Here is a 10,233-nt window from a genome sequence, read left to right as displayed (position 1 = left end):
TAACAGGTGTTATTATTGGGTGACGCAAGAATTTGACCTCTTGCGTTGGGTATACCGGAAAGAGTAGAGAAATTTACAGAAGAAAAGTTGCTTTATCGGGCAATTCATGATTATCAAGGATTCGGTGATATTGAGATTCATGAATTTGAGACTATCAGCACAATAACGGAATATGCTGAATTTATAACTGAGTATGAGGAACTTGGCCAGGCATTACTTGCTGAGTTTGGTCTTGAAGAAGCTAAAGCGATGATAGAGGATCAATATCACGGTTGTTATGATTCTGAAGTTGATTTTGCCCAACATCTTATCGATGACTGCTACGACGAAAAACTGCCGGACAATTTGATGGCTTATTTTGATTACAACTCATTTTCCCGTGATCTTTTTATTAATGATTTTTATGCGGTAAAACTCAAGGGATATGTTCACGTTTTTTCTAATTAGTAAAGCTCCTATTTGGAGCTTTACATCCCATCAAATTTTAAAAAAAAATGGTATACCACAAGACCTTAAGATTAAGGTTTCTCCAGGGTTTCAACTGGCTCATCAGTTGCTTTTTTCTTTCAGATTACAAAGCCACTGGTCGAAATCAAGTCTTTTTAAACCTTGATACTAAATGAACTCGATTAAAAAGGTAGATGATTTAAAGAAAATTGAAGAAAAGTGAAATGTGTGATCGAGGTGGAGAATTGAGAACCGCAATCCGTGCGCTTGCCACCATCCTTAGTGTTGTCTCAATTTCTCCTCGTTTAACCATCATAGCAAAATAGACCGACTTGGAAAGAGTGTATTAACTTAATCTTGTTTGAGATATTTCTTGAAACTTATAGGAGATATCTTTCAGGTTGAACAAAATGACTCCAAATTGGTTTGAAAAATTTGGAGTCAAGACTTTTATTTTAACTTTTTCTTAGTTAAGATATTCAATCCGCAATTAAAAATTAAGCCGCGATATAACCTGTGGATAATTTTTTTCATATTCTCATAATTTTTCTTGACAACAAATCCATTTGTTAGGCAGTCCAATAAATATAAGTGTTATGGGCGACTTGTATCCACGATTTAAATATTCTCTTATCCACAAAATCTGTGGATAAACCTGTGAACTGAGGTTTAAAACCCTTGAAAAATAACCTTCCCGGTTGAGTGGTCAGTGTTTCTTCAAACCAGCATAGATTTGATTGAGCTGGATTTTCTTTTTTTTAAATTCCAAAAAAATTGATGGCGGGGCATTTGGTTTTATCATAAATTCATAATTGAAACAGTCTAAAATGGCGGATATGGATAAATAAGTAAGCACCATATGAGTGCGGCAGGAATTCCGCACGATAGTAACTCATTGAGGCTATATTTTCTTGAATGACTACTTACACAAAATTCTGGAAAGACTCGGAAAAACACCTCAATTTCGTAAAAAGGCTGTAATTATCAATAAAAGAGTCAAACCTCTTCTTTAGCTTCATGTGTCTTTTCTTTTAGCAAACCAAAAGTCATTAATGTATTTTCAACTTCTTCAGCAAAAACTTCCTTCGATTTTGCTGAAAGCTCATTGCTTTTAAGCAATGTTTCCATATTTTCCAAAAGTCCTCTGAAGGCAATGTGGATATGTCTTCTATCTTTGACTTTATCACTTGAAGAACAAATAGACATAATGGATGACGCTTCCTTGTTTTTAAACTCTGAGACTTTGATGTGGTGGTATTCAGGTTTTTTTCCATCATATGTATTATATAAGTAAGCCATGCCATTGGTAATGCGTTTTGGATAGATAAGATGGTTAAATTCACTCATGCATAAAACAGCAGCATATTCCTCTATCTGATATTTAATAGAGGCTTCAAGCGACTGAGTTGTGCTCAAACATTTTTCCCATGTTTTTCTCATTTTTTGGTAAAAAGTAGACTTCTTTGCACTATCCGCTTCTAATAAACTCATATAAGAAGAGAGCTCATTCGTATTTCTGCTGTTCAAAAAGTCTTTCCATCTGATTATTTTGAAGCCATCCAGAAGTTCTTCATGATCGAGCAAATAAATGTCACCTTGTTTTAAAGCTTCCTCATCACTTTTACAATTAAATCGATTTAAATAGTCGCAAATTAAAATTGTTGTTTTATTGTGATGACCAGTGGCTCGAAGTGCGTGAACGATAGCCGCCATTCGAGATCCTCTTTCCAAGGGTTGGCTCATACTGACGGGCAACACAATGGTTTCACCTTGAGGAATTACCTCCGGAAGCTTGGCTTTAAAATGCATATCAATTTCCATGTCAATCTCAAAGAGAGATAAATTATATCATAATGGCTTATTTATGCGCACCTGAATTTTCGTATAATTTTTGTATAAGTACTTTTCTGGTTTTGTACGATAAATAAGCTAATCTTTATGTTAAGGAAACAATAAAAAGCATTATGGACAAAGACTACATACTTAAACACTCCGCTGGAAATCTCTATTGGAAGGATATCCAAGGTCGATATCAAGGTGCTAATAATGCATTTATGGAAATCATGAATATAAAAAAAGTTGATAACGTAATTGGTAGAACGGATAGAGAATTATTTTCAGGGATTTTGCCCGATGAGCAACTGAGCGCCATTGAAGAGATCGATCAATCTGTTTTCAAGACTGGAAAAGGAATTCGACTTAGAGAGGAAGGGATTGATAATCAAGGGAAGAAGGCTTATTACATCACCAATAAAATTCCTTTCTTTGATGATAAAAGCGGTCGTATAATTGGGCTCATTGGTACCTCAATTGATATTACAGCTGAAGTACTTCTTGAAAAGAAATTAAAAGAAGAAAAAATCAAATCTGAAGCCGCAAGCCAAGCCAAAACTGAATTTCTGGAAAACATGCGCCATGACATTCGAACGCCATTGACGGGGATTGTTGGTTTTTCTGACATCATAAAAGCAGAAGCTGAAAACCCAAGTGTGAAGGAGTATGCGGATAATTTGGTGGCATCGAGTCATGCATTGCTCAAACTAATGGATGAAGTGCTTGAGGCGGTTCGTGTCAGTTCTGGTGAAATACCAGGGGTTAAGAAAAAGTTTTCTTTAAAAAAATCCTTGCAGCATATTATTGATTTAAACCGTGCAAAAGCCGCCAGCAAACGACTGGATTTACAGTTGGAGTACGATGAAAAACTGCCCAATTATGTGATTGGGGATAATATTCGCATTCATCGTGTGGTGCTTGAGTTGGTTTCAAACGCTCTAAACTTTACCGATGCTGGATTTGTGAACATCACAGCTGAGCTTGCTCAACAAGAAGATAAAAAGCTGATTGTGAAACTGATAGTTCAAGATAGCGGCATGGGTATTCCGCCTGAACGAAAGCAAGAAATTTTTCTGCAATTTAAGCGTCTTACTCCTTCTTATCAGGGCATTTATAAAGGCGCAGGGCTTGGCCTTTCAGTGGTGAAGCAGTTTGTCGATGACGTCAATGGCGAAATCTACGTTGAGAGTGAACCCAATAAGGGTTCGCTTTTTACGTGCGTGATTCCACTTCAAAAACCATTGCTGGATGATTCCAGTGGGGTGGAGTCTGACCGTGAAGAGACGATTGAATTGCCCAAAGAATTAGAAGCGCCCTCTCAAAAAAACATTACGACCAATGGCCCAAAAAACAAAAAAACATCAAATCGAATTTTAGTGGTTGAAGACAATCCTGTGGCCCAACAGGTTGCACAAGCAGTTCTAAATCGGTTCGATTGTCAGGTTGATGTGGCCAATAATGGGAAAGAAGCGCTTCAGTTATGGAAACCACATTCTTACGATTTAATTTTTATGGATATCGGTTTGCCTGATTTGGATGGATACGAAGTCACCCATCACATTCGTGTTCAGGAAGTGTCAAACAAAAGCCACTTACCCATCGTGGCCCTGACGGCTCATGCCAGCGAAGAAAACAAAGAACGCTGCATTTCAGCGGGCATGAATGCCGTGTTAACCAAGCCATTAACAGTTAAACGCTGTGAAGACGTTTTGAACTCGTTTATTGCTTCAAGAAAACAAACGCCCGATGAAAACATCAACCCACATCTTTTCGGATTGCCAGAAAATGAGCAGCAAATGTTTGATTTGTCGGAATGCCCCATTTTAGATGTCGAAATAGGGCTTGAATCAACCAGTACAAAAGAGATGCTTACTGAAATGCTTGAAATTTTAGTAACAAAAGCCCTGCCAGATGATTTTGAGCTAATGAAACAGGCGCACGATGCCGGTGATTGGGATAAAACACAGCAACTCGCCCATAAAATCAAAGGTGGTGCCGTTTACGTGGGGACTGTGAAAATAAAAATGGCTTGTCAGTATCTTGAGGGGTATTGGAAATCAGGGCAACGTGAATTGTTGGAGGCGCTTTATCAACAAGTGGTGTCTGTTGTTGAGGAGAGTATCCAAAGTATTAAACGCTGGTTAGCGGATTAAAACTTGAAACATAATCTGCGGTTTTAAGACAAAGTATTTCAATACACTGTGTGGATTTTGCGTATTTGAGTACGACCTTGTTATACATCGTACGACAATTGTAGTGGTTTCCTGCGATAATATTTATAATAAAATCAATTGATTATTTCTTAATTAAGGGGCTGAAAATCCTCGTGTCGGCAGTTCGATTCTGCCTCTGGCCACCATGAATATCAATAAATAGTACGCAATTTGGCTCTTCCACTAATAGAACCAATTCACGAAGCTACATAGAACTATAATTATTAATTTAGGCTAATCCCCAAATCCAGGGCCACTTCACTCACCCACACAGAACTCTAACTATTAATCTATAATTTTCACAAATTTCTAAATCCATAAGCCTGACGTTTCCCCCAAAAATAACACCATGACATTGATGAGACTTCCATTAAAATTGTAAGATTGGAGAACTCAAAATGAAAAAACGTTATACAGAAGAACAAATTATCAAAGCCATTAAATCACATGAAGCAGGGACAAACGTTGATGATATTTGTCAGGTGCGTATTTCGGTGGATTCGAACGGTGATTATTGTTGTTTCGCAACCCAATAGTACTGAATTGTAGTGATGACTCAATCCTTCAAGTCATTTCAGAATTTAGTAGTTTGCGGACTTAACCTTAAATCTCCAAGTTAAGGTTGTCATCAGCACACGCGTAAGCAGTTACCAGAGCATTTAATGTAGCAGCAAGACGAAGAGCAGATTGAATTGCAACCTTTGTAATAGAATGTCCTAATAACTGTTTAATATGCGAGTGAATACACAATCCACAACCATTAATTACCGATACAGCTAATGCAAATAATTCAAAATCCTCTTTATCTACATCATGATTACTCAAGCCATTCATGCGCAAATTTGCCGGCATGGCAGTTAACTCTTTATTCTCTGCCAAATGGATTGCTCGATAATAAACATTATTCATGGCCATTAAAGTTGCAGCAGTTTTTGCAGCAAGGTATATATCCGACAAACCAGCATTTTGAGTTTCAAATTCTAGGGCACGAATAAGATTTTTATTTTTAAGACTATAAGCAATCGATAATGCAATGCCGTAAAATTGCGTAGGGGTTAATCCGGAAGATTCAATATTTCCGAATAAATTGCTAAGGTTTAAACGGATATCTTTTGCATAGTCGGGTAGATTTTCTTTTAATTGTTCTAGTCTCATTGTTCATCTCCTAAAGTGTTTCGCCGCCAATAGGACGATTACACAAACACAGTTCATCGGTTTGCAGGCCATCTAAAATACGTAATACTTCTTGGGGATTTCGCCCAACTTGTAATCCATTTACGCTAACATGTTGAATAATATTCTCAGGATCAATAATAAAAGTTGCCCGTAAAGGTACGCCGCTTTCTTGATCACGCACACCAAAACCATCCGTTAGCTGCCCACGAGTATCGGCAAAGCTGTATTGTTTGAGTTCATTTAAATCGTTGTGATCACGGCGCCATGCAAGTTTTACGAATTCATTATCTAAACTGCCCCCTAAAACAACAGTATCCCGCTCAGCAAATTCATGCGCTAATTTTGCAAACTCCACGATTTCTGTAGGGCATACAAAGGTGAAATCTTTGGGATAAAAAAACAGAACTTTCCATTTGCCCGCAAAGCTATTCTCAGTAATGGTTTCAAAAGCTGATTTTTCCTGTTCTTCAGGATGGTTAAAACCTGGTTTAACAGCAACCACACGAAAATTCGGGATTTTTTGACCAATGGTTAACATAATTTTCCTCATTAAGTAATTTCAGAGCCAGTATAGCTATGGTATATAATTAGTTAAAACGAATTAAATCTATTAAGTTAATCGGGAAAATCGATGAATAGGCTACCAACTTTAAAACAATTACATCATTTAGTCGCACTTTTTGATTATCAACACTTTGGTAAAGCCGCGGAAGCGTGTTTTATTAGTCAATCAACCATGAGTGCATCGATAGGGCATCTTGAAGAAATATTGGGCGTTCAATTATTAGAGCGAAGCTATAAAACTTTTATTTTTACTTCCTTAGGTGCAAGCATTGTGCAAAAGAGCCGAGCGTTAATTGAGAATGCAGCAGAGCTAATGGATTATGCACAAAATGAAGGCAAATCAATGCATGGTGTATTGCGTCTCGGATGTATCCCGACAATTGCTCCTTTTATAATGAGCGCATTAGTATCCCTCTGCCATGAAGTCTATCCCGCATTAAAGCTACTCATTCGCGAAGATACTACTGATAACCTACTTCATTCTTTAGAAATAGGTCAGATTGATACCATTATTCTAGCGTTGCCTTATCCTACAAAAAACCTAAACACACTAACTCTATGCCAAGATCCTTTTCAATTAGTAATACCTGCGAATTGGAGAGATAAAATTGAAGGAAAAGAAATGGGTTTTTGGCCAGACGAATGTATTTTTCTTTTAGAAAAAGAACACTGTTTAACGGGGCATACCCTACAGGCTTGTGCACTAAAAAATAGTAAAAAAATAAACCCCTTTTTTGCAACCAGCTTGCATACGCTAACGCAAATGGTAATCGCAGGGCTTGGTGTTACTATTTTTCCTGACCTAGCAATTAAAAATGGCATTCTGACAGGATCGAACTTAATTACTATTCCTCTACCTGGTAACGCATATCGTGAAATCGGAATGGCGTGGCGAGCCACATCCCATAAACAGGATACCTATCAGTTACTTGCTGATTTAGTTAAGACATTGATAACATAATCGATTTATTAACAGATAGTCGGGTCAGATTTTGCGTTTTGCTAGGTAAGATCTTTGATTGCTTCACTTTCCCTTGTGTAGGGGATGCTAGGGGCTTATAAGCCCCTAGCATCGATAGCAATTCTTTGATGTAATAAACCCCTTTTTCTGCGTCACTGCAAAAATGTACAGTGACGCAGGAAACCATCCTTGATTTTACGCTGTAAAATCAATACATTCCGCGTTTTTGTTCAAAGGCGCTCAACGCATTTGAACAAAAAACCCACGATAAATCCTTGCCCATCTTGCACCGATTTGATAACTTCTAATGAGTGCAGCTGATGAGCCGGTAAAGGCGAAACCTTTTAAAGAACTTGTGCTAGGCCGCCCCGATCCCTAACCCTGTGGCTGTGTAAATCCCCCATTATTAAGACAAGTTGCCTTTGGCATAGTCATCTACATTATTACACTCCTTCCCAAGCATCTCCCTCTCCTGAAAATGCCAATGAGTGTAACCTATGTCTCGATAAGGACATCAATTAGTTACGATTGATTTTTGCAAAACCCTAAAAATCCTATGTGGGGATTTTGCGTGGAACAATCAACACAACGTCACAAACTAAAGCTCTTCTAGTCTTCCCCAAATCCGGGACACTTCACTCATTCGCACAGCACTTAATCTATAATCTATAGTTTTCAAAATTTATTCGATCGGACATCCTATTGCTTTACATGCAGCCATAGAGCCGAAGCAAATTTCCACTTGCTTAAAATTTTTTTGTTTTAATAAAGAAGCAGCGATCGTAGCTCTACGGCCACTACCGCAAAAGGTTGTAATAACAGCATCTTGAGGCAGTTCTTTTATATGTTTAGGTAAATCACCAATGAAGATATGTTTTGCACCAGGTAGGTGGCCTTCTTCCCATTCATTGTCCGTTCGAACATCGAGGAGTACGAATTGTTTGTTTTTCTCAATACGTTTTTTTACTTCATATGCCTGTACAACAGGAATATGCCAGTACTCTTTTCCTGAGATTTCCCACCCATGAACACTTGGTAACCAGCCTTTTACACGGGTATACCCCAAACGTATGAGCTGTTTTACTGCTGATTCCATATTTTCTTCGTTTTCAGCAACTAAGATAATATCTTTTTCATAATCTAAAAACCATCCAGCAAATTTAGATATCATATCATGCGGAATAGCGAGGCTATTCGGTATTGAAACACCAGCATACCCTTCAGGTGGACGCACATCTAAAATTTGAGCAGATTTATTTTTTATTAAATCTTCGACACTTAATGCGGCTGGTTGTGGAAGTGTTTTTAATATATCGGGGCCCTGCAAATTTCTTTTTTCCATTTCATCAAAATAAGGGGGATGCTCAAACTGTCTGAGGCGTTGACCCTCTATAAATTCTTCTCTGCTCAAATTTTGTAATGATTTATTATATTTTTTTTCATAACCTATCGTAGAGAAATTATGAGCTCCCATCCCTTCCCCACAAACTGATCCCGCACCATGAGCAGGATAAATTATAACATGATCACCCAGCGGCAGCAGTTTTTGATAAATACTGTCATAAAGAAAGCCTGCCGCTTGTTCACGTGACTTCCACAAGTCAGTACGGCCAACTGCACCTACAAATAATGCATCTCCGGTAAATACAGCAAAAGGTGCTTCACAAGAATTGGTATTATAAAGAACAAGAGAAATGCTTTCCGGCGTATGTCCTGGTGTTTCTAATACTTTAATTAGAAGATTTGAAACCTGAAATTCATCCGATTCCTTAACGGGGTGTCCATATTTAAAATTTAATTGGTTACCATGATAAATGTTTGCTTTGGTTTGTTCCGCCAAAGAGCGCGATCCAATCACATAGTCTTCATTTCGATGTGTTTCAAAAATATGGGTTATCCGTACTTGTTTCTTACGGGCCAAATCGAGGTAATGGTTCACGTCAAGGCGTGGATCAATCACAACGGCCTGATCGCCATCACCTATCATATAAGACAGATGTGCGAGGCCTTCATCAAAAAATTGTTCAATAAACATAACTAAAACTCCTTTTCATGTCATTCTTGGTATGATTATAGTAGTTTAGAATATGTTATGTTTACTGGAAAAATAGCTTGGAGAGCTTAATAATGGATTATACAGTTTTTACTCCCTATAAAGGTTTAATAGGTGGTTTTTTAATTGGACTGAGTGCCGTGTTGCTCATGTGGCTAAATGGTAGAATCGCAGGGATGAGTGGCTTGGTGCACGGCTTGTGTCCACCAGGTAAAAAAATTGAATATTGGCGCGCGACCTTCCTCTTGGGGCTGATCGTTGGCGGTTTATCCTATCAATTATTTCCTAACATACAATTCCCCTTACGGACCCACTATCCAATTGTCGTGTTAATTTTGGGTGGATTTTGTGTAGGCTTTGGAACTCGAATGGGGCATGGTTGTACCGCAGGTCACGGGGTCTGCGGTGTGGCTCGTTTATCCTTACGTTCCCTTATTGCCACCATTACCTTTTTTATCTCCGCCGTCATCACAACGCTAATTATGAGATATTTATTGGGAGTTTATTAACATGCATAGATTATCCGCTTTTTTAATAGGTATCGTATTTGGAACGGGGTTAAGCATTTCTAATATGACAAACCCATATAAGATTTTAAATTTTTTGGATTTCTTTGGCCCATGGGATCCGACTTTACTGGTCGTTATGGCTACTGCTGTGGTAACCACCTATATTGGTTATCAAATCGTTTTTCGAGCCCCAAAACCCAAGCTCACGGAAACTTTTTATCTTCCTGAGAAAACGAAAATCAGCAAACAACTTATCCTTGGTAGCATTATTTTTGGGGTAGGCTGGGGTTCGACTGGCTATTGCCCTGGTCCATCGATTGCGGCATTATCCACATTTAATATGGATCCACTTTATTTCGTAATTGGTATGGTATTGGGGTCTTATATGTATTGGCTAATTTTTAATTATTTAAAAAGATAAGCAAGTCCAAAATTGCAAAAGTTATATACCCGTGATCGTTCAAAATGCGAGTTTTT

At 38.0% G+C, this 10,233-nt stretch carries 9 protein-coding genes and 1 pseudogene; 6 read left to right on the top strand and 4 right to left on the bottom strand.

Annotated elements, in window-relative coordinates; translation table 11 throughout:
* Positions 1–45: 45 nt before the first annotated feature.
* Positions 46–447 carry an antirestriction protein ArdA gene (locus E1O47_RS08275; protein ID WP_133130790.1) on the top strand — a complete coding sequence of 134 codons (402 nt, stop codon included), beginning with the start codon at positions 46–48 and terminating at the stop codon, positions 445–447.
* A 996-nt stretch (positions 448–1,443) separates the two neighbouring features.
* Here E1O47_RS08275 and E1O47_RS08270 read toward each other — a convergent pair.
* Positions 1,444–2,268 (bottom strand): hypothetical protein, encoded by an 825-nt coding sequence (locus E1O47_RS08270; RefSeq protein ID WP_133130789.1) that lies wholly within the window; start codon positions 2,266–2,268, stop codon positions 1,444–1,446.
* Positions 2,269–2,411: 143 nt separating this feature from the next.
* Here E1O47_RS08270 and E1O47_RS08265 point away from each other — a divergent pair, with 143 nt between their 5' ends.
* Together E1O47_RS08265 and E1O47_RS12285 are read left to right on the top strand one after the other, a co-directional pair.
* A complete protein-coding gene (locus E1O47_RS08265; RefSeq protein WP_133130788.1) occupies positions 2,412–4,433 on the top strand; it encodes a response regulator in 2,022 nt (673 codons plus the stop codon).
* A 458-nt stretch (positions 4,434–4,891) separates the two neighbouring features.
* Positions 4,892–5,008 (top strand): annotated as a pseudogene (locus E1O47_RS12285) (transposase); the annotation flags it as partial.
* Positions 5,009–5,096: 88 nt separating this feature from the next.
* On the opposite strand, the gene E1O47_RS08260 reads toward E1O47_RS12285, so the two are convergent.
* Together E1O47_RS08260 and E1O47_RS08255 are read right to left on the bottom strand one after the other, a co-directional pair.
* On the bottom strand, positions 5,097–5,648 hold the full coding sequence (locus E1O47_RS08260) for a carboxymuconolactone decarboxylase family protein (protein ID WP_133130787.1): 552 nt from the start codon (positions 5,646–5,648) through the stop codon (positions 5,097–5,099).
* Between the two features lie 10 nt (positions 5,649–5,658).
* Positions 5,659–6,207: a peroxiredoxin gene (locus tag E1O47_RS08255; RefSeq protein ID WP_133130786.1), complete on the bottom strand. Its 549-nt coding sequence runs from the start codon at positions 6,205–6,207 to the stop codon at positions 5,659–5,661.
* A 93-nt stretch (positions 6,208–6,300) separates the two neighbouring features.
* Between E1O47_RS08255 and E1O47_RS08250 the strand changes: the two genes are divergently transcribed.
* Positions 6,301–7,194, top strand: coding sequence for a hydrogen peroxide-inducible genes activator (locus E1O47_RS08250; RefSeq protein WP_133130785.1), 894 nt, complete (start codon positions 6,301–6,303; stop codon positions 7,192–7,194).
* 682 nt (positions 7,195–7,876) lie between these two features.
* Here the strand turns inward: E1O47_RS08250 and E1O47_RS08245 are convergent.
* Positions 7,877–9,229 carry an MBL fold metallo-hydrolase gene (locus tag E1O47_RS08245; protein ID WP_133130784.1) on the bottom strand — a complete coding sequence of 451 codons (1,353 nt, stop codon included), beginning with the start codon at positions 9,227–9,229 and terminating at the stop codon, positions 7,877–7,879.
* A 92-nt stretch (positions 9,230–9,321) separates the two neighbouring features.
* On the opposite strand from E1O47_RS08245, the gene E1O47_RS08240 reads away from it, so the two are divergent.
* Both E1O47_RS08240 and E1O47_RS08235 read left to right on the top strand, forming a co-directional pair.
* Positions 9,322–9,756 carry a YeeE/YedE family protein gene (locus E1O47_RS08240; protein WP_133130783.1) on the top strand — a complete coding sequence of 145 codons (435 nt, stop codon included), beginning with the start codon at positions 9,322–9,324 and terminating at the stop codon, positions 9,754–9,756.
* 1 nt (position 9,757) lies between these two features.
* Positions 9,758–10,177 carry a DUF6691 family protein gene (locus E1O47_RS08235; RefSeq protein WP_133130782.1) on the top strand — a complete coding sequence of 140 codons (420 nt, stop codon included), beginning with the start codon at positions 9,758–9,760 and terminating at the stop codon, positions 10,175–10,177.
* The last annotated feature ends 56 nt before the right edge of the window (positions 10,178–10,233 follow it).

This window comes from Legionella yabuuchiae, from assembly GCF_900640115.1.
GTDB lineage: Bacteria > Pseudomonadota > Gammaproteobacteria > Legionellales > Legionellaceae > Legionella_A > Legionella_A yabuuchiae.
This window is presented reverse-complemented; position numbering and strand designations above follow the sequence as displayed.

What these genes read in the sequence shown, in the direction of transcription:
- E1O47_RS08250 (WP_133130785.1), top strand. Translation starts at nt 6,301, where the DNA reads ATGAATAGGCTACCAACTTTAAAACAATTACATCATTTAGTCGCACTT.
- E1O47_RS08260 (WP_133130787.1), bottom strand. Translation starts at nt 5,648, where the DNA reads ATGAGACTAGAACAATTAAAAGAAAATCTACCCGACTATGCAAAAGAT.
- E1O47_RS08265 (WP_133130788.1), top strand. Translation starts at nt 2,412, where the DNA reads ATGGACAAAGACTACATACTTAAACACTCCGCTGGAAATCTCTATTGG.
- E1O47_RS08235 (WP_133130782.1), top strand. Translation starts at nt 9,758, where the DNA reads ATGCATAGATTATCCGCTTTTTTAATAGGTATCGTATTTGGAACGGGG.
- E1O47_RS08245 (WP_133130784.1), bottom strand. Translation starts at nt 9,229, where the DNA reads ATGTTTATTGAACAATTTTTTGATGAAGGCCTCGCACATCTGTCTTAT.
- E1O47_RS08270 (WP_133130789.1), bottom strand. Translation starts at nt 2,268, where the DNA reads ATGGAAATTGATATGCATTTTAAAGCCAAGCTTCCGGAGGTAATTCCT.
- E1O47_RS08255 (WP_133130786.1), bottom strand. Translation starts at nt 6,207, where the DNA reads ATGTTAACCATTGGTCAAAAAATCCCGAATTTTCGTGTGGTTGCTGTT.
- E1O47_RS08240 (WP_133130783.1), top strand. Translation starts at nt 9,322, where the DNA reads ATGGATTATACAGTTTTTACTCCCTATAAAGGTTTAATAGGTGGTTTT.